At 72.5% G+C, this 17,948-nt stretch carries 19 protein-coding genes; 6 read left to right on the top strand and 13 right to left on the bottom strand.

The genetic code is table 11. The annotated features are described in order from the left end of the window. Positions 1-7 precede the first annotated feature (7 nt). Positions 8-1,378, bottom strand: coding sequence for an L-serine ammonia-lyase (locus AB0D32_RS11960; protein WP_357088186.1), 1,371 nt, complete (start codon positions 1,376-1,378; stop codon positions 8-10). A gap of 289 nt (positions 1,379-1,667) precedes the next feature. Here AB0D32_RS11960 and AB0D32_RS11955 point away from each other — a divergent pair, with 289 nt between their 5' ends. Then, a complete protein-coding gene (locus AB0D32_RS11955; protein ID WP_357088183.1) occupies positions 1,668-1,874 on the top strand; it encodes a PspC domain-containing protein in 207 nt (68 codons plus the stop codon). Positions 1,875-1,969: 95 nt separating this feature from the next. Here the strand turns inward: AB0D32_RS11955 and AB0D32_RS11950 are convergent, their stop codons facing one another. From AB0D32_RS11950 to pdxH, 6 genes are all read right to left on the bottom strand, one after another. Further along, a complete protein-coding gene (locus AB0D32_RS11950) occupies positions 1,970-2,734 on the bottom strand; it encodes a DUF4230 domain-containing protein (RefSeq protein WP_357088181.1) in 765 nt (254 codons plus the stop codon). 152 nt (positions 2,735-2,886) lie between these two features. Continuing rightward, positions 2,887-3,192, bottom strand: coding sequence for a type II toxin-antitoxin system VapB family antitoxin (locus tag AB0D32_RS11945; protein WP_089002310.1), 306 nt, complete (start codon positions 3,190-3,192; stop codon positions 2,887-2,889). 213 nt (positions 3,193-3,405) lie between these two features. Beyond that, positions 3,406-4,008 carry a nitroreductase family protein gene (locus AB0D32_RS11940; RefSeq protein ID WP_357088176.1) on the bottom strand — a complete coding sequence of 201 codons (603 nt, stop codon included), beginning with the start codon at positions 4,006-4,008 and terminating at the stop codon, positions 3,406-3,408. Positions 4,009-4,020: 12 nt separating this feature from the next. Continuing rightward, entirely contained in the window at positions 4,021-4,950 is a 930-nt protein-coding gene (locus tag AB0D32_RS11935) for an aldose 1-epimerase family protein (RefSeq protein ID WP_357088173.1), read from the bottom strand. 53 nt (positions 4,951-5,003) lie between these two features. Next, positions 5,004-6,305, bottom strand: coding sequence for an MFS transporter (locus AB0D32_RS11930; RefSeq protein WP_357088170.1), 1,302 nt, complete (start codon positions 6,303-6,305; stop codon positions 5,004-5,006). Next, positions 6,302-6,931 carry a pyridoxamine 5'-phosphate oxidase gene (gene pdxH / locus AB0D32_RS11925; RefSeq protein ID WP_357088575.1) on the bottom strand — a complete coding sequence of 210 codons (630 nt, stop codon included), beginning with the start codon at positions 6,929-6,931 and terminating at the stop codon, positions 6,302-6,304. Before pdxH ends, AB0D32_RS11930 begins: the two co-directional genes overlap by 4 nt. Before the next feature lie 285 nt (positions 6,932-7,216). Here pdxH and AB0D32_RS11920 point away from each other — a divergent pair, with 285 nt between their 5' ends. From AB0D32_RS11920 to AB0D32_RS11905, 4 genes are all read left to right on the top strand, one after another. Next, a complete protein-coding gene (locus AB0D32_RS11920; protein WP_357088168.1) occupies positions 7,217-8,323 on the top strand; it encodes a citrate synthase 2 in 1,107 nt (368 codons plus the stop codon). A gap of 303 nt (positions 8,324-8,626) precedes the next feature. After that, positions 8,627-9,754, top strand: a complete 1,128-nt coding sequence (gene serC, locus AB0D32_RS11915) for a phosphoserine transaminase (RefSeq protein ID WP_357088164.1) — start codon at positions 8,627-8,629, stop codon at positions 9,752-9,754. A gap of 186 nt (positions 9,755-9,940) precedes the next feature. Next, positions 9,941-11,020, top strand: coding sequence for a septation protein SepH (sepH, locus tag AB0D32_RS11910; protein WP_357088162.1), 1,080 nt, complete (start codon positions 9,941-9,943; stop codon positions 11,018-11,020). A gap of 75 nt (positions 11,021-11,095) precedes the next feature. Then, positions 11,096-12,082 carry an aldo/keto reductase gene (locus AB0D32_RS11905; protein ID WP_357088160.1) on the top strand — a complete coding sequence of 329 codons (987 nt, stop codon included), beginning with the start codon at positions 11,096-11,098 and terminating at the stop codon, positions 12,080-12,082. Between the two features lie 11 nt (positions 12,083-12,093). On the opposite strand, the gene thpR is transcribed toward AB0D32_RS11905, so the two are convergent. The 5 genes from thpR to AB0D32_RS11880 form a co-directional block, all read right to left on the bottom strand. Beyond that, positions 12,094-12,672, bottom strand: coding sequence for an RNA 2',3'-cyclic phosphodiesterase (gene thpR, locus AB0D32_RS11900; protein ID WP_357088158.1), 579 nt, complete (start codon positions 12,670-12,672; stop codon positions 12,094-12,096). Between the two features lie 11 nt (positions 12,673-12,683). Next, the gene (locus tag AB0D32_RS11895) at positions 12,684-13,193 is read right to left on the bottom strand and encodes a hypothetical protein (protein WP_357088156.1); all 510 of its coding nucleotides are present in this window, start codon (positions 13,191-13,193) and stop codon (positions 12,684-12,686) included. Positions 13,194-13,293: 100 nt separating this feature from the next. Continuing rightward, the gene (locus AB0D32_RS11890) at positions 13,294-14,577 is read right to left on the bottom strand and encodes an MFS transporter (RefSeq protein WP_357088154.1); all 1,284 of its coding nucleotides are present in this window, start codon (positions 14,575-14,577) and stop codon (positions 13,294-13,296) included. Between the two features lie 68 nt (positions 14,578-14,645). Continuing rightward, positions 14,646-15,095 (bottom strand): MarR family transcriptional regulator, encoded by a 450-nt coding sequence (locus tag AB0D32_RS11885; protein WP_357088150.1) that lies wholly within the window; start codon positions 15,093-15,095, stop codon positions 14,646-14,648. A 121-nt stretch (positions 15,096-15,216) separates the two neighbouring features. Next, positions 15,217-16,695: an NCS2 family permease gene (locus AB0D32_RS11880; protein WP_357088147.1), complete on the bottom strand. Its 1,479-nt coding sequence runs from the start codon at positions 16,693-16,695 to the stop codon at positions 15,217-15,219. A gap of 87 nt (positions 16,696-16,782) precedes the next feature. On the opposite strand from AB0D32_RS11880, the gene AB0D32_RS11875 reads away from it, so the two are divergent. Beyond that, the gene (locus AB0D32_RS11875) at positions 16,783-17,031 is read left to right on the top strand and encodes a DUF2530 domain-containing protein (RefSeq protein ID WP_357088145.1); all 249 of its coding nucleotides are present in this window, start codon (positions 16,783-16,785) and stop codon (positions 17,029-17,031) included. A gap of 34 nt (positions 17,032-17,065) precedes the next feature. Here AB0D32_RS11875 and AB0D32_RS11870 read toward each other — a convergent pair whose 3' ends face one another. Then, positions 17,066-17,905, bottom strand: a complete 840-nt coding sequence (locus AB0D32_RS11870; RefSeq protein ID WP_357088142.1) for a DUF3027 domain-containing protein — start codon at positions 17,903-17,905, stop codon at positions 17,066-17,068. Between the last annotated feature and the right edge of the window lie 43 nt (positions 17,906-17,948).

The raw sequence follows: 17,948 nt of genomic DNA, 5'->3' as shown, positions 1-17,948 counted from the left end.
AGATTCCTCAGCACTCGATCACGTTGACGGCCAGTCCGCCGCGCGCCGTCTCCTTGTATTTGACCTTCATGTCCGCGCCGGTCTCGCGCATGGTCTTGATGACCTTGTCCAGCGAGACGTGGTGCACCCCGTCGCCGCGCAGCGCCAGCCGGGCGGCCGTGATCGCCTTGATGCTAGCCACCGCGTTCCGCTCGATGCAGGGGATCTGCACCAGACCACCGACCGGGTCGCAGGTGAGCCCGAGGTTGTGTTCCATGCCGATCTCGGCGGCGTTCTCCACCTGCTCCGGGGTGCCGCCCAGCGCCTCGGCCAGCCCGGCGGCGGCCATCGAGCAGGCCGAGCCCACCTCGCCCTGGCAGCCCACCTCGGCGCCGGAGATCGAGGCGTTCTCCTTGAACAGCACGCCGATCGCGCCTGCCGCCAGCAGGAACCGGACCACCCCGTCCTCGGAGGCGCCCGGGACGAACCGGGTGTAGTAGTGCAGCACCGCCGGGATGATCCCGGCCGCCCCGTTGGTGGGTGCGGTGACGACCCGGCCGCCGGCCGCGTTCTCCTCGTTGACGGCGAGGGCGAAGAGGGTCACCCAGTCCATCGCCCGCAGCGGGTCGGTGGAGTCGGACTCCGTCTCCAGGCTGCGGCGCAGCTCGGCGGCGCGGCGGCGGACCTTCAGCCCGCCGGGCAGTACCCCGTCCCGCGAGCAGCCCTGCTCGACGCACTCCCGCATCACCCGCCAGATCTCCAGCAGGCCGGCGCGCACCTCGCCCCCACTGCGCCAGGACAGCTCGTTGGCGAGCATCACCTCGCTGATCGACAGCCCCGTCGACGCGGTCACGTCCAGCAGTTGCGCACCGGTGAGGAACGGGTGCCGTACGCGCGTGGCGTCCGGCTTGATCCGGTCCGCCCCGGCCGCCGCCTCGTCCACCACGAATCCGCCACCGACCGAGTAGTACGTCCGGACCCGCAGCTCCGCGCCCCTGTCGTCGTACGCGACGAAGGTCATCCCGTTGGGGTGGTACGGCAGCGAGCGGCGCCGGTGCAGCACCACGTCCCGGTCCGGATCGAAGTCGATCTCGTGCGCGTCGAGCAGGCTCAGCCGACGCTCGGCGCGGATCCGGGTGACCCGCGCGTCGACCGTGTCGGTGTCGACCGTCTCCGGGGCCTCGCCGGCCAGCCCGAGCAGCACCGCCCGGTCGCTGCCGTGGCCGTGCCCGGTGGCGCCCAGCGAGCCGAAGAGTTCCGCCTGCACCCGCACCGTGCCGGCCAGCAACCCGTCGGCCTTCAGCCCGGCGGCGAAGGTGCGGGCTGCCCGCATCGGCCCCACCGTGTGCGAGCTGGACGGCCCGATACCGACGCTGAAGAGGTCGAAAACGCTGATCATGACTGCACTTCCTCGCCGTCGTACCCTCGCGGGGTGCCGGCCCGTTCGTGGCCGACCCGGTCCGGGCGGCCGTGCGGCACCCGGGGTGTGGGTGCCCAACCGGCGAGCCTACCCGCCCAGCTCAGCGGCTGCCCGTGATCGCGGACCGGGGGCGTCGCGGGGGTGCTCCCTGGGTAACCACCTACGGGTACGGGCGCCGCCGATCCTCCTCGCGACCGAGGGCGCGGCGGCCACCCCTTCCTACCGTTGAGGACAGCGGCGGCGTACGCCGCAGAGTGGGAGTACGACGATGAGTCGCAAACTGGTCCGGCCCCGCCAGGGGCGCATGTTCGCCGGCGTCTGCGCCGGCCTGGCCCAGCGTTTCGGCAGGTCGGCCGGCTTCGTCCGGCTGCTGTTCCTGCTGTCGCTGCTGCTGCCCGGCACCCAGGTCGTCATCTATCTGGTCCTCTGGGTCCTGATGCCAAACGAGGACCGCTACGCCGCCGCCCGCTACTGATCCACCCCACCCCCGCCCAGCCACGGAGGTGAGCACCGCAGCGGCACCCGTCCCGTCGACCGGGGCGGGCGCCGTCGCGTCGGTGGGGCCCGCCGTCACGGAGCGGTGTACGTGACCGTCACCTTCTCGTAGCCGAGGGAGCGGAGCAGTCCCTCCAGCATCTTGCGGGTGTTCCCCTCGGCCCGCTGGGTCAGGCCGCTGTCGCGGGCGGCGCCGGTGATCCGTTCCTCGGCGAGCTGGTAGACCTGCTGCTGGCGGTTGGGGTCGCCCTTCACCAGCTCGCCGACCCGGTTGAGCAGCCCGCGCTCCTCGGCGAAGACGTAGCTCTTCTCCAGGTCGAGGTTGGCCTTGCCGAGCTGCGGCGCCGGTAGTTTGATCTCCACCGACCTGCCGTCGGCCGACTCGACCACCGCACCCTCGGAGATCTTGGCAAAGTCGACGTACGCCTCGACGCTGCCCGCGCCGACGAAGAGGGTGCGCTGGCTGAGCAGCCAGTCGGGCACGTTGCGCCGGTCGTTCTGGAGATCGACGACCACCTGGAAGTTGCCCTCGGCCGCGACGTAGCGGCTGAGATCCTGGATCGACTTGAGCAGGGGCGGCTGGCTGCGGTCGGTCTGCTCCTTGGCGAACGGGTTGCGGAAGTCCGGCAGCAGACCCGTGGCCTGCACGCCGAGCAGCACGACCACCGCCATCGCCGCCACGCCGAGCACCCAGAGCAGGCCCCGGGCGGGGCCACCCGCCGGCTGTGGCGCACCCCGCTCCGCCTCGGGTGTGACAGCCGACCGTTCCTTGAGCGCCTCGCCGGTCGGGTAGCCGGGAAACTCCCTCGTGGGCTCGTTGATGTCACCGTCGCGGGCCATGGCCCTCACCGTCCTCGTCAGACACGTCGTCTGAAGATGACGGTACGGCTCTCGTACGACAGCCGCTCGCTGAGCGGAACGACCGGGCGGAACCGCCGCGCCGGTTTGGCGAAACCGCAGGTCAGCACGGGTCGGAAAGCCGACCGGCCGAGCTACTCGATCGGCCCGGAGAGGACGAGCACCCGGGCGTGGATCTGGTTGCGCTGCTGGAGCGCCGCCCGCAGGGCGCGATGCAGCCCGTCCTCCAGGTAGAGCCCGCCGTTCCACTGCACCACGTGCGGGAAGAGGTCACCGTAGAAGGTGGAATCCTCGGCGAGGAGCTTGTCCAGCGCCAGCTCGCGCTTGGTGGTGATCAACTGGTCCAGGCGCAGCGGCCTCGGCGGGATCTCCGCCCACTGCTTGAGCGTCAGGTTGTGCTCCGGGTAGGGACGCCCGTCCCGAACCGCTCTGAAGATCACGACGGTACGCTCCCCTCCCCCTGGCAGGGCCGACCCACGACACCGGGTCGGGTCGCGGCGCGGCACCGCGACCCGCGGCACCGATGACCGTGCCAGCGTAGCGGGCGGTGGCACACCGCGTTCTGCTCCCTGATGTCAGTTTCACTACCCACCGTCCGATTCGCCACCGGACGAAACACCTGATGAGGCACCTGACCGGACATCGCCCCCCGGTCAGCTCCACCGCCCCCGCCGGACCACCTCCTCCACCGGGCGGCGCCCCCGGCGCAGCGACGGTGACCGGTGGTCGGGCGCAGGATAACCCACCGTGACGGCACCGACGGGCTCGTACTCCGCCGGCACCCCGAACGCCTCCCGGTACGCGTCGAGGCGCGGCGACGGAATGCCGAAGAAGCAGGCCCCCAGCCCCTCGTCCACGGCGGTCAGCAGCATCAGCAGGGCGGCGAAGCCGGTGTCCACGTACCAGTAGGGCACCGGCCAGCGCTCCGTCGAGCGGTCCGCCCAGCCCTTGTCCGGTTCCGCGTACCGCTCCAGGTAGGCCGACCGGTTCGCGTGCGGGACGACGATCAGCGGGGCCCGGCGCATCCCCGCCAGCCACCGTTCCCGGCCGCCGCCGCCCGGCGTGGTCGCCGCCCAGAACCGCTCCCGGTCCTCCGGCGTCTCCAACACCAGGAAACCCCAGCCCTGGGCGAAGCCGGCCGACGGCGCGCGGACGGCGTGGTCGAGCAGCCGCTGCACCACGTCGGGCGGGACAGGACGGTCCGGGTCGTAGTTACGCACCATCCGGCGTCGCCGGACCACCTCGCTGAACTCCATGCGCTCCCCCGCTCAGGCCCCGGGCCGTACGCCCCACACACCCCGCCACGTCGCACCCGGCTTCAGGGTGATCACGTCGCGCCCCGAGCGGAACGCGTCCGGCGGGCAGGTCATCGGTTCCACCGCCACGGAGCGGCGTCGCCGGTCGCCGGGCAGGGCGTCGCCGGTGAACACCTGCCACCAGCCGAACTCCCGGTCCGCCCAGATCCGCACCCCCGCCACCCCGTCCGGGGCGGCCAGGCTCACCACCGAACCGCCGTCGTCGTCGCGGATCACGTCACCGAAGGTGAGGTCGAGCCGGGCGTCGCCGAGCCGGCGGGGGCTGGTCCAGTCGTACTCGGTGCCGGCGACCGGGGTGCCGCCCATCGGCAGCAGCCGCGAGTCCACCTGCAACCGCATCCGGGCCGGCAGCCGCATCGACAGGTCGTTCACCGCCACCCCGGGCACCCGCAGGTACGGGTGCACGGCGAAGCCGAACGGCGCGGGCTCGGTGCCGAGGTTCGTCGCCTCGTGCTCCGCGCGCAGCCCGTCCGGGCCGACACTCCACCGGGTACTCAGCCGCAGCGGCCACGGGTAGCCCGGCTGCGGCGGCAGGTCGTAGCCGACGGTCACCGCCTCGGGCGACCGCTCCACCAGTCGCCACGGCACCCAGTTGACCAGCCCGTGGATCGCCACCGCCCGGTCCGGCTCGCTGAGCGTGAGCTGCAACGACCGCTCGCCGAACGTGTAGCGCCCGTCGCGGATCCGGTTCGGCCAGGGGGTCAGCACCTGCCCCGCGCAGCCGGGGCAGATCTCGTCGGCGTCGTACCCGTCGAGGCAGTCGGTCCCGTCGAGACGGTATGTCCGGACCCCACCGCCCACCTCCACGATGACGGCCTCGTGGCCGGCGGCGGAAATGGTCCACTGTGCGCCCGAGGGCGGACGCTGGTCGGGGGTGTCCATGCGGGGGACCCTAACGGTTCCCGTTCCGCCGTCGCTCGCCCCGACCGGGCCCGTCACGCCCGGCCTTCGCCGGAGGACGCCGCCGCCCGGTAGCGCAGCAGCACCGGGAACGCCACCGCGAGCAGCACCGCGAGCGCCGCCGAGAGCAGCCCGCCGCCGACCCAGGCGACGCCGCCGCCGAAGCCGGCCGCCACCGCGCCGGCCCGCAGGTCGCCGAGGCGCGGGCCGCCGGCGATGACGACCGTGTTGACGCCCATGAGCCGACCACGCATCCGGTCCGGCGCGTAGACCAGCAGCATCGACTGCCGCAGCACCGCGCTGACCAGGTCGGCCGCCCCGGCCACCGCGAGCAGCAGCACCATCAGCCAGAGCTGGCCGGCCAGCCCGGCCGCCGCCACGGCCAGGCCCCAGCCGACCACCGCCCCCACCAGCACCAGCCCCTGCCGGCGCAGCCGGCCGATCCAGCCGGAGGTCAGCCCGCCGAGCATCGCGCCCGCCGCGATCGCGCTGTAGAGCCAGCCGACCGCCGCGCCGCCGCCGAACCGTTCCTCGGCGACCTCGGGGAAGAGCGCCCGGGGCATCGCCAGCACCATCGCGATCAGGTCGATGACGAAGGAGAGCAGCAACACCGGCGTGGTCGCCAGGTAGCGCAGCCCGTCGACGATGCTGGCCAGCCCGGCCCGCCGTGGGGTGTCCGTTCCGTCCGGGTCCGGCTCCGGTGGCATGGCCGGCAGCTTCACGGTCGCCCAGACGGCGACCGTGTAGAGCACCGCGTCGGCCGCGTACGCGATCGGCAGGCCGAGGCCGGTGCCCCACCAGGCGAAGATCAGGCCGGCGACCAGCGGGCCGAACACCGAGGCGGCCGTGTAGGTGGTGAAGTTCAGGGTGCTCGCCGCCGGCACCAGTTCCGCCGGCACCAGCCGGGGCAGGATCGCGTTGCGGGTGGGCGAGCTGACCGCGAAGGCGATCGACTGCACCGCCACCAGGGCGAGCAGCAGCAGCGGGCTGCCGATCCCGAGCACGGCCTGTACCGCCAGGCCGAGCGTGGCGGCCCAGAGCACCGCCGCCGTCACCAGCAGCACCTTGCGCCGGTCGTGCGCGTCGGCGACCGCGCCGCCCCACAGCCCGAAGACCAGCAGCGGTACGAACGCCGCGATCCCGATCAGGCCGACCCAGAGGGAGCTTCCCGTCAGCGCGTACATCTCCACCGGCACGGCGACCGCGGTGAGCTGGATGCCGAACATCGCGATGCCGTTGCCCAGCCACATCCGCCGGTACGCCGGCACGGCCAGCGGACTCACGTCGATCGCGAACCGGCGCAGCCCTCGTGCCCGGGCGTCCCTGAGCTGGGTCACGGCGCCAGCCGCTCGACGATCCACTCCCCGGGCCCGGTGAGCCGGAACCGCAGCCGGTCGTGCAGCCGGCTGGCCCGGCCCTGCCAGAACTCCACCGACTCGGGCCGCACCCGCAGCCCGCCCCAGTGCGGCGGGGCGGGGATCGGCTCGACCTCGGCGAACCGCTCCGCCGCCGCCCGGTACGCCTCGTCCAGCACGACCCGGTCGGGGATCACGCGGGACTGGGTGCTGGCCCAGGCGCCGAGCTGGGAGCCGCGCGGCCGGCTGGCGAAGTACTCCTCCGTCTCCGCCCGGTCGACCCGCTCGACCCGGCCGGCCACCACCACCTGCCGGTGCATCGGGAACCAGGGGAAGACGAGGCTCACGTACGGGTTGGCGGCCGCCTCGGCGCCCTTACGCGACCCGTAGTTGGTGAAGAAGACGAAGCCCTGCGGGTCGTACCCCTTCAGCAGCACGGTCCGCGCGCTCGGGCGGCCCGTGGCGTCGGCGGTACCGACCACCATCGCGTTCGGTTCGGGCAGCCCGGCGGCGACCGCGTCGGCGAACCAACGGGCGAACTGGCTGTGCCAGTCGGCGGCCAGGTCAGCGTCGGAAAGGCCCAGCTCCGCGGCGTACTCGTTACGCATGGCGGCCGGCCGGGCTGTGTCCCCCGTCACGTTCCCTCTCCTTCTCGTCAGCCCGACCCACCCCCTGCGGCGCAGGCCAGCCCGTACCGCCCAGTGTCACCGACGCGGCCCGGGCGTCCCCGACCGGGGATGTCGCGTGCGGCACATTCGCTGTGGGTCGCGGATCTGGTTACCCAGCAGGCAAGATGTCACGAACACATCCCTGAGGGTCGCCTAAGGCGTTCGCCCGGCTGGGCCGGGACCGGAGCCCCGGGCGGGCGCACCGAGCAGATCCAGGAGAACGAGATGGCCGATTTCAAACCCGGGCTGGAGGGCGTCGTAGCCTTCGAGACCGAGATCGCCGAACCCGACCGCGAGGGCGGCGCGCTGCGCTATCGCGGGGTCGACATCGAGGATCTGATCGGTCAGGTCTCCTTCGGCAACGTGTGGGCGCTGCTGGTCGACGGGCGGTTCGGCCCGGGCCTGCCGCCGGCGGAGCCGTTCCCGGTGCCGGTGCACTCCGGCGACATCCGGGTGGACGTGCAGTCCGCGGTCGCGATGCTGGCCCCGTACTGGGGTCTCAACCAGCTGCTCGACATCTCCGACGAGCAGGCCCGCGAGGACCTCGCCCGGGTGTCGGTCACCGCGCTCTCCTTCGTCGCCCAGTCGGCGCGCGGCCTGGGCCTGCCGGCGGTGCCGCAGAAGGAGATCGACAAGGCGTCCACCATCGTCGAGCGCTTCATGAAGCGCTGGCGGGGCGAGCCGGACCCGCGGCACGTCAAGGCCGTCGACGCCTACTTCATCTCGGCCGCCGAGCACGGCCTGAACGCCTCCACCTTCACCGCCCGGATCGTCGCCTCCACCGGCGCGGACGCCGCGGCCTGCATCTCCTCCGGCATCGGCGCCCTCTCCGGCCCGCTGCACGGCGGCGCCCCGTCCCGCGTGCTCAGCATGCTGGAGGTGGTCGAGCGCAGCGGCGACGCCGAGGGCTACGTCAAGGGCGTCCTCGACCGGGGCGAGCGGCTGATGGGCTTCGGTCACCGCGTCTACCGGGCCGAGGACCCGCGCGCCCGCGTGCTGCGCCGCACCGCCAAGGAGCTGGGCGCGCCGCGCTTCGAGATCGCCGAGGCGCTGGAGAAGGCCGCCCTGGCCGAGCTCCAGGCCCGCCGGCCGGACCGGGTGCTCGCCACCAACGTCGAGTTCTGGTCGGCCGTGGTGCTGGACTTCGCCGAGGTGCCGGCGCACATGTTCACCTCCATGTTCACCTGCGCCCGGATGGGCGGCTGGAGCGCGCACATCCTGGAGCAGAAGAAGCTCCAGCGGCTGGTCCGCCCGTCGGCCCGCTACGTCGGCCCGGGCACCCGCAAGCCGAGCGAGGTCGAGGGCTGGGACGCCATCCCGCACGGCGTCTGACCTGTGAGGAAGGGCCTCTTCCTATCGCCTGGGCGATAGGAAGAGGCCCTTCCTCACACCTGGGCACCCGCGGGCGGCGGCGGCCGGGGCGGCGCCGGCTGGCGTTGTGGTGCACGACTCAGCGCCGCTGGTGGGACCAGCAGCCGAATGGGCCGGCCCGGGTGGGAGGATGAAGGCCGGCAGTGTCGCCGGACCGGGCCCGGGTCCCGGCCACGTCGTGCGCCTGAGCGCGCGTCCGCCGTCGATCCGCGCCCACCTGAACACCGGGCCCGCTCTCGCCCATGCGGAAGGATCTCGACAACCGTGGCTGACGCACCGACCATCCGGATTCCCGACGACCTCAGGCCCGCCGACGGGAGGTTCGGCTGCGGGCCGTCCAAGGTCCGTCCGGCGGCGGTCTCCGCCCTCGCCGACGTGACGACCAGTTACCTGGGCACCTCGCACCGGCAGAAGACCGTCCGCGACCAGGTGGCCCGGCTGCGCCGCGGCATCGCCGACTTCTTCTCCCTCCCCGAGGGCTACGAGGTGGTGCTGGGCAACGGCGGCACCACGGCGTTCTGGGAGGTCGCGACGTTCGGCCTGGTCCGGGACCGGGCACAGTTCGCCAGCTTCGGCGAGTTCGGCGCGAAGTTCGCCAAGTCGGTCAGGGACGCCCCGTTCCTCGGCGAGCCGACCATCCGCAAGTCGGAGGCCGGCAGCGCCCCCACCCTGGCCGCGGAGGCCGGGGTGGACGTCTACGCCACCCCGCACAACGAGACCTCGACGGGTGTCGCGGTGCCGATCAGCCGGGTGGCCGGCGCCGACCCGGGCTCGCTGCTGCTGGTCGACGCCACCTCGGGCGCCGGCGGCCTGGACGTCAACGTCGGCGAGACCGACGTCTACTACTTCGCGCCGCAGAAGTGCTTCGGCTCCGACGGTGGCCTGTGGCTGGCCCTGATGTCCCCGGCCGCGCTGGACCGCGCCGGTGAGATCAAGGCGTCCGGCCGGTACATCCCGGCCTTCCTCGACCTGGTCACCGCGATCGACAACTCGCGGCTGGAACAGACCTACAACACGCCGGCGTTGGCCACGATCTTCCTGGCCGCCGAGCAGACCGACTGGATGAACTCCCAGGGCGGGCTGGCCTGGGCGGCCAAGCGCACGGCCGAGAGCGCCGCGATCGTGTACGGCTGGGCGGAGCGCTCCGAGGTGGCGACGCCGTTCGTCACCGACCCGGCGCTGCGTTCCAACGTGGTCGCCACCATCGACTTCGCCGACTCCGTCGACGCCACCGCGGTCGCCAAGGTGCTGCGCGCCAACGGCATCGTGGACACCGAGCCGTACCGGAAGCTGGGCCGCAACCAGCTTCGCGTCGCGCTCTTCCCGGCCGTCGAGCCGGCCGACGTCGAGGCCCTTACCGCGTCGATCGACTACGTGGTCGAGCGGCTCTGATCGTCGTCACGGTCGGTGGCCGCAGAATGTGTCGGCGGCCACCGACCGTGATCATTGCCGCAGCTCAGTCACGACATGCGGGTGTCGCATCCCCCACCTCCGGGCAGATGCGCGTACGGTGGTGCGAGGACGCCCGGGTGGCCGGCTCGTGGCGTGACGGCCAGCGAAGCGGGACGGAGGCAACGCATGCGCCCAGTACGCTTCGTCGCCCTCTCCGAGGACGGCCAGGCCATGGTGCTCGCCGACGAGGTCGGGCGACTGCTCGCCCTGCCCATCGACGAGCGCATCGCCGGCGCGTTGCACGCCGAGCCCGGTGCCCCGCCGCTCGCGGTGGCCCCGGCGGCCGGCGTCGACCCGGTGCCCTCACTCTCTCCACGGGACATCCAGGCGAAGATCCGCTCCGGCGAGTCCGCCGAGGACGTCGCCCGCATCGCCGGCGTGCCGGTCGACCGGGTGCTGCGTTACGCCGGCCCGGTGCTCCAGGAGCGGGCGATGCTCGCCCAGCACGCCCGGCGCACCCGGCTCAAGGGCGCCGAGAAGCCCACCCCGCTCGCCGAGGTGGTCAACGGCCGGCTGGCCCAGCACGGGATCGACACCGAGAAGATCTCCTGGGACGCGTGGCGCCGCGACGACGGCACCTGGCGGATCGTGGCGACCTGGCCGTCGGGCAAGGCGACCGCGCAGGCGATCTGGGATCTCGACAAGACCCGGCAGACGGTCACCCCGCACGACGACATGGCGCAATATCTTTGCGCCGAGCGCCCCACCCCGATCCTCGGCCAGGAGCCGGCGCCGGAGCGGGGCGGCCACGCGCTGCCCGGTCCGTCGCGCGGCGAGCCGAGCCGGGGCGGGCACGGCCTGCCGGCGGCGGCCGAGCACAGCCGCCCCGGCCGCGATCCGATCCGGGCCGGGCGGGACGCCCTGCTCGCCTCCCTCGACCGTCCGCTGGGCTCGACCTCGGGCCGCGGCCTCGAACCGCGTACCCCGGCTGCCCTGGCCGGGCAGGACGCGCCGCGCCAGCGGCCGGTCGGCGGTGGGGCGGCGGCACTGCTCGGCGGTGGTCAGGGTTCCGCCTTCGACGACGATTCGGACGCGCCGAAGGAGGTGCCGGCCGTGCCGTCGCTGGCGGTGCTCCGGCCCCGGCGCACGGGTGCGCCGGCGGCAGCCGCCGAGGCGACCGACGCCGGTGGCAAGCCGCGCAAGCGCCTGCCGAGCTGGGACGACGTGCTCTTCGGCAGCGGCCCGGCCGCCCGCGAGTCCTCGTGACCGTCTGACGCCGGCGACGACCGTCGCCGGCGTCGACGCGAGGCGCTCGAAGTCCCGCCGTGGCAGGGTGGCCTCATGGAGTACACGAACCTTGGCCGTACCGGCCTGTCGGTCAGCCGCCTCTGCCTCGGCACGATGAACTTCGGGCCGCAGACCACCGAGCCGGACAGCTTCGCGATCATGGACCGGGCCCTCGAACACGGGATCAACTTCTTCGACACCGCCGACGTCTACGGCTGGCAGACCGGTGAGGGGATCACCGAGCAGATCATCGGGCGCTGGTTCGCCCAGGGCGGCGGCCGGCGGGAGAAGGTCGTGCTGGCCACCAAGGTCTACGGCAAGATGGGCGACTGGCCCAACGAGCAGGGCCTCTCCGCCCGGCACATCGTCCGGGCCTGCGAGGATTCGCTGCGCCGCCTCCAGACCGACACCATCGACCTCTACCAGATGCACCACGTCTCCCGGAGCACGCCGTGGGAGGAGATCTGGCAGGCCATGGAGACCCTGGTCGCCCAGGGCAAGGTGCTCTACGTCGGATCGTCCAACTTCGCCGGTTGGCACATCTCCGTGGCGCAGGAGGCGGCGGGGAAGCGCCACTTCCTCGGTCTCGTCTCCGAACAGTGCATCTACAACCTGATGACCCGACACGTCGAGCTCGAGGTGGTGCCGGCTGCGCAACACCACGGCCTGGGCATCATCCCGTGGTCGCCGCTGCACGGCGGGCTGCTCGCCGGCGTACTGCGGAAGATGGCCGAGGGCGGGGCCGCGCGCGGGGCCAGCGGTCGCTCCGCCGACGCGCTCGCCGAGCACCGGCCGACCATCGAGGCGTACGAGAAGCTCTGCGGCGACCTCGGTCACGACGCTGCGGACATGGCCCTCGGCTGGCTGTTGTCCAGGCCCGGGGTGACCGCCCCGATCATCGGGCCGCGCACCGTCGACCAGCTCGACCGTTCCCTGGGCGCCCTGGCCGTCTCCCTCGACGAGGACACCCTCACCCGGCTGGACGAGCTCTTCCCACCCGTCGGCAACGGCGGGCCGGGCCCGGAGGCCTGGGCCTGGTAGAGCCCCGTCGGTCAGAGGGGCCAGGCGGCCAGCCGCTCGTACGTGTGGCGGGGGCCGGGGTGGCTGCGCACGAGCACCATCTCGGTCGCCGGCCACTGCGGGCCCTCGTAGTCGTCGAGGGTGGCCGTGTCGGCAGCCACGTCGACCGGTGACATCCGGTCGCCGGGGCGGGCGACGGTCAGGTGCGGGCGGAACGGCCGCTCGTCGTACGACAGGTCGGCGTGTCGTAGCCGGGAGCGGATGAGCTGGGCCAGGGTCTCCACCGACTCCACCTCGCCCCGCAGGTCGACCCAGAGCACCGTGGACCGGTCCTGCCCGAACCGCCCGCCACCGGCGAGCCGGAGCCGGGGCGCGGCGGGGCGGCCGTCCCGGAACCGGTCGGCGGCGAGCCCGAGCGCGCTCTGGACCGCGACCAGCCGCTCCGCCTCGACGTCGCCGAGGAAGGCGAGGGTGACGTGCGCGTCGGCCGGGTCGGCGAGTCGGACGTCGATCCCGGCGGCGGCCCTCGCGCCGGCCCGCAGCCGGGCGACCTGCACGCCGAGGTGCGCGACCACCTCGGACGGCGGGTAGATCGCGACGAAGAGTCTCAAGCCGGCCGGCCTCAGCGGTGGCGCTGCCGGTGGCTCGCCCGGGCGGCGGGCAGGGTCAGCCCGGCGGCGTGCAGTACGCCCTCTACCCGGACCCGTTCCAGTTCCAGGTCGACGCCCTCCAGCTCGGCCAGGTGCTCGGTGAGCCCGAGCGCCTGGCAGGCCAGCCGGAGCCGGTCGTCGTACGCCTTGAGGACCATGCCGTGCCAGACGGGCTGGCGGCCGTCGAAACCGACCCGCTGGCTGCGCAGGCGGCGCAGGTCGGCGGCGAGTTCCTCCAGCGGGCGCCGGTCGGGCCGGTCGAGAGCGCTGAGGTCGATGTCGCGGGTCAGCGCGTCGGCCTCGACGGCCCGGTCGAGGCGGCCGATGGTGCGCCGCTCCCGCCGGCGCTCCCGCCACTCGGCGTAGCCGCAGGCGACCCGGTCGATGATCTCGTCGGCGCAGAAGATCATGGCGATCACCGCCGGCAGGCTGGCCACGGCGACGAAGGCCAGGATCAACAGCAGCGCGCGCCCAGGCTCCACATATCGACGCTAAGCCGCGTGACCCCTGATCGCCACCGCTTTCGTGTCATCCGTCGTCCGGGATGGGACCGGTCGGCCCATCCCGGGACGGCGGGGACGTTCAGCAGTCCGTGGAGGTGACGTAGAAGCGCGGCATCGGCAGGATGCGGAAACGCAGCCGGGCGCCGGAGCGGCGGAGCTGCCAGGTGAGCGCGGCCAGGGCGGTGGCCAGCGAGATCAGCCCACCCATCCAGATGCTGGCGCCGGCGCCGTAGGTCTCGGCGACCCAGCCGATGAGCGGCGCCCCGACCGGGTTCGTGCCGAGGAAGACCAGCACCCAGAGGGCCATCACCCGGCCGCGGAAGGCGGCGTCCGTGCCGAGCTGGACCCGCTGGTTGGCGGCCTGGGCGAAGAACACCATGAAGAACCCGGTCGGCAGCAGCAGCGCCACCACCATCCAGTACGCCTGGGCGACCCCCACCAGCGTGCCGAAGCTGGCGCAGCCGACCGCCGCGCCGAGCACCAGCCACACCGACGGGCGGCTACGCCGCCCGGTGCCGGCGAGCGCGCCGACCAGCGCGCCGACGGCCAGCGCGGTGCTGAACAGCCCGAACGAGGCCGCACCGGTCTGGAACACGGTCTTGGCCAGCGCGGCGAGGGTGAGCTGGAAGTTGAACAGCGACATGCCGATCACCGACATCACCGCCATGGGCAGCAGCAGGTCGGGGCGGCGGGAGACGTAGCGGAGCCCGTCGATCACCTTGGCCGACGCCCGCTCGTCGCGCGGCGGCAGCACCTCCCGGTGCAGCTCGGCGGGGCGCATCTGGATCACGGTGACCAGCGGGGCGATCGAGCTGACGGCGGTGAACAGGAAGACCGGCCCGACGTCGAAGGCGGCGATGGCCAGGCCCGCGACGGCCGGCCCGACGATCCGGGCGGAGTTGAACACGGCCGCGTTCAGCGAGAGCGCGTTCGGCAGCAGCGGCGTGCCGACCAGTTCGGAGACGAACGCCTGCCGGACCGGGGTCTCCACGGCGTTGGCGACGCCCAGCAGGGCCGCGAACGCGAAGACGTGCCAGAGCTGCACGACGCCGGTGATCACCAGCAGGCTCATGGCGAGCGCCAGCACGGTCCAGAACGCGTTCGCGACGAAGAGCAGCATCCGCTTGTCGTAGCGGTCGGCGAGCCGCCCGGAGAGCAGCGTGAGCAGCAGCACGGGGGCGAACTGGAGTGCGGTGACGACGCCGAGCGCGGTGGCGGAGTTGTCGGAGAGCTCGAGGACCAGCCAGTCCTGGGCGATGAACATCATCCAGACGCCGATCAGCTTGATCAGCTGCCCGGATGCGAAAAGCCGGTAGTTGCGAACCTCTAGGGACTGGAACATCGTGCTCATCTTTGCCCGCACTCTTAGTGCGCCTCCTCGCGGTCGTACGCGTCATCGACGTCGGACGGCGCGGTGGCACGACGCGCGGGTCAGGCGCGGGCGACCTGCTGAAGGATCTCGGCCGCCTGCCGCAGGGTCTCCCGTTCGGCTTCGGTCAGCGCGGCCAGCCGGCTGGCCAGCCACTCGTCGCGGACCCGCTCGAACTGTTCGAGCACCGCCCGTCCTCCTTCGGTCACCGCCAGGATGACCTGCCGGCCGTCGGTTGGATGGGGGGTGCGCTGCACGAGGCCGCGCTCCTCCAACTTCGCGACGATCCTGGTCATCGTGGGCGGCTGCACCCGTTCCACGTCGGCCAGTTCCCGAGGCGTCAGCGCACCCGCCAGCTGGAGGCTGGTGAGCGCGGAGAGCTGGGTGACCGTGAGGTCGCCAACCGGCCGGGCCTGTCGGACCCGTCGGTTGAGCCGGGTGATCGCATCACGCAGCTGGGGTGCCAGCTGCGCCGGTGGCATGCGTTTCGCCGTCACCGTCCGCTCCGTCACGATAGTTAGCCTAACTAATTAGCTTGGCGAATGAGATGCGATATGACCAGGCTCACGGGGAGGTTCACCCCTGCTCCGGGCCGGACGCCCGATTCGGCCACCGGCCCGGAGCAGAAGGTGGTCAGAGCACCACGGACTCGATCGGCCCGCGCAGGAAGTACAGCACGAAGAGGGCGGCCACGCCGTACAGCAGCGGGTGGATCTCCCGGGCCTTGCCCTTGGCGAGCTTCACCACCACGTACGAGATCAGGCCGGCACCGATGCCGTTGGAGATCGAGTACGTGAAGGGCATCACCGCGATCGTCAGGAACGCCGGGATCGCGATCTCGTAGTCGGACCAGTCGATCGTCCGCACCGCGGTCATCATCAGGAAGCCGACCACCACCAGGGCGGTGGACGCCGCCTCGAACGGCACCACCACGACCAGCGGCGCCAGGAACATCGCCAGCAGGAACAACCCGCCGGTGACCAGGTTGGCCGCGCCCGTCCGGGCACCCTCCGCCACACCGGCGGCGCTCTCGATGTACGACGTGTTGCTGGACGTGCTCGCCGCACCGCCGGCCGCCGCCGCGATCGAGTCGACCAGCAGGATCTCCTTGGCCCGCGGCGGGGTGCCCCGCTCGTCGAGCATTTTCCCCTCCTGGCCGACCGCGACCATCGTGCCCATCGTGTCGAAGAAGTCCGTGATCAGCAGGGTGAACACGAACATGAGGACGACGAGCCAGCCGGCCTTGCTCCACGAGTCGAACACGTTGAAGTTGCCCAGCAGCGACAGGTCCGGCACGTCCACCCAGGTCGCCGGCAGCTCGGGGACGTTCAGCGCCCAACCCTTCGGGTTCGGCTTGCCGTCGACGAAGGACGGCCCGATGTTCGCCAACGCCTCGACGACGATCGCCAGCACGGTGGAGCCGAGGATGCCGATCAGGATCGCGCCCTTGACCCGGCGCACCATCAGCACCACGGTCAACAGCAGACCCACCACGAAGACCAGCATGGGCCAACTGCCCAGGCTGCCGTCGAAGCCCAGCCCGACCGGGACCGTGGTGTTCGCCGAGTCCGGCACCCGGCGGACGAAACCGGCGTTGACCAGGCCGATGATGGTCAGGAAGAGGCCGATGCCGACGCCGATCGCCGTCTTCATCTGCGTCGGCACCGAACGGAACACCGCCGTACGCAGGCCGGTCAGCACCAGCACCGCGATGATCACACCCTCGATCACCACGAGGCCCATCGCGTCCGCCCAGGTCATCTCCGGGGCGATCTCGTACGCGACCAGCGCGTTGACGCCGAGGCCGGCGGCGAGCGCCAGCGGGAACCGGCCGACCACACCCATCAGGATGGTCATCAGGCCGGCGACCAGGGCCGTGGCCGCGGCCAGGGCGGGAATGGGGAGCTTCTGGCCGTCGCCGTCGACGGCACCACCGATGATGAGCGGGTTGAGCACCACGATGTACGCCATCGTGAAGAAGGTCGCCAGGCCACCGCGTACCTCGCGGCTCATCGTCGAGCCACGGGCGGAGATCTCGAAGAACCGGTCGAAACCGCTACGCGGGTGTGCTGGGTCGGGTGGTGTGCCGTTCTCGGGCGGCGCTACTTTCATCAGATCCTCGCAGGTGATCTACCGTTGTCGCGCGCATCGTCGCAGATCACCGGCCAGCAGGAAAAATTGATCGCGTACGCTTGCCGCGTGCCGAAGCAGCAGCCACCGCGGCCGGAGCCGCTCGACCCGCCGATGGTGCCGTTCGCTCTCGCCGGGATAGCGGCGTGGGCGCTCGCCGGGTTGGTGCTGCTGGTCTTCTTCCGCGACTGGCTGACGGCACACGATCACCAGGACTGGCTGTGGACCTGCCTGGCCGGTTTCCTGTGGGGCTTCCCCGGTCTCGCCGTGATGATGCGGCACGACGCCAACCGGCGTCGCCGCCGCGCCGAGGTGTGAGGAAGAGCGCCCGGTCGGCGTCGCGCCAGCTCCGTCAGGGGTGGCCGTACGGCTCCGCCGGCTCCGCGGCCTCGACGGAGCCCGGTGCCCGGCTGACCGCCACGGGCTCGACCGCGCTGTCGTCGTAGACCGTCGGCAGGTCGTCGACCGGGGTGTCGGCGGTCTCGATCAGCGTCTCCGAGTGCGCCCCGCAGCCGTGGTCGGCGCTGACCACCCGACCGTCGTCGGGGGCGTAGAAGTTGCCGCAGGCACCGAAGGACTGCCGCAGGGCGCCCGCGAGCGGCAGGTAGAAGCCGCAGGTCCCACAGCGGGCGGCGGCGGGGGCTGCGGTCGAGATCGCGGCCGACGGGCCGTGGTCGCCGTCGTACCAGCGTTGGGCGGCCTCGCTGCGGCCCTCCCGGGAGAGCACCCGGGCCCGGCCGAGACCGAGCTCCCAGGCGGTCTCCTCGACCGCCGGGTCGTCGGAGAGCAGGTAGCCGGGCTGGAGCCGGTCGTCGTCCGCCGGGGTGGGCAGCAGGTCGCCGGGGCCGAGGTCGCCCGGCTTGAGCCGCTCCTGCCAGGGCAGCCAGCCGGGGGCGAGCATCGCGTCCGTGCCGGGAATCAGCACCGTCTCGCAGACGGTGACGTGGCGGCTGCGCGGCACGCGGGTGACGGTGACCGCCCACCGCCAGCCGCGGTAGCCGGCGAGGCGGCACTCGAAGTAGTGCGTGACGAGCCGGTCGCCCTCCGCGACGGCCTGTAGGTGGTCGCCGATGTCCGAGGGGTCGACCTCGGTGATGGCGTCACGTGCCACCTCGACGGCGGCGGCGCATACCTGGTCGAGACGAGCGGCACGGGCGGAGGCGGGCCTGGTCACCAGACCATTGTTCCCCATGCGTACGGCTGACCGACAGGCACCCGCCGACGACGTTCTGGGA

Source organism: Micromonospora sp. NPDC048170, from assembly GCF_040652795.1.
GTDB lineage: Bacteria > Actinomycetota > Actinomycetes > Mycobacteriales > Micromonosporaceae > Micromonospora.
Note: the sequence above shows the minus strand (reverse complement) of the source record. Positions and strands in the feature narration are given on the sequence as shown.

Excerpts from the sequence above, each read along its gene's own strand:
- AB0D32_RS11960 (WP_357088186.1), bottom strand. The coding sequence starts at position 1,378 with ATGATCAGCGTTTTCGACCTCTTCAGCGTCGGTATCGGGCCGTCCAGC.
- AB0D32_RS11955 (WP_357088183.1), top strand. The coding sequence starts at position 1,668 with ATGAGTCGCAAACTGGTCCGGCCCCGCCAGGGGCGCATGTTCGCCGGC.
- AB0D32_RS11950 (WP_357088181.1), bottom strand. The coding sequence starts at position 2,734 with ATGGCCCGCGACGGTGACATCAACGAGCCCACGAGGGAGTTTCCCGGC.
- AB0D32_RS11940 (WP_357088176.1), bottom strand. The coding sequence starts at position 4,008 with ATGGAGTTCAGCGAGGTGGTCCGGCGACGCCGGATGGTGCGTAACTAC.
- AB0D32_RS11935 (WP_357088173.1), bottom strand. The coding sequence starts at position 4,950 with ATGGACACCCCCGACCAGCGTCCGCCCTCGGGCGCACAGTGGACCATT.
- pdxH (WP_357088575.1), bottom strand. The coding sequence starts at position 6,931 with ATGCGTAACGAGTACGCCGCGGAGCTGGGCCTTTCCGACGCTGACCTG.
- AB0D32_RS11920 (WP_357088168.1), top strand. The coding sequence starts at position 7,217 with ATGGCCGATTTCAAACCCGGGCTGGAGGGCGTCGTAGCCTTCGAGACC.
- sepH (WP_357088162.1), top strand. The coding sequence starts at position 9,941 with ATGCGCCCAGTACGCTTCGTCGCCCTCTCCGAGGACGGCCAGGCCATG.
- AB0D32_RS11905 (WP_357088160.1), top strand. The coding sequence starts at position 11,096 with ATGGAGTACACGAACCTTGGCCGTACCGGCCTGTCGGTCAGCCGCCTC.
- AB0D32_RS11880 (WP_357088147.1), bottom strand. The coding sequence starts at position 16,695 with ATGAAAGTAGCGCCGCCCGAGAACGGCACACCACCCGACCCAGCACAC.
- AB0D32_RS11870 (WP_357088142.1), bottom strand. The coding sequence starts at position 17,905 with ATGGGGAACAATGGTCTGGTGACCAGGCCCGCCTCCGCCCGTGCCGCT.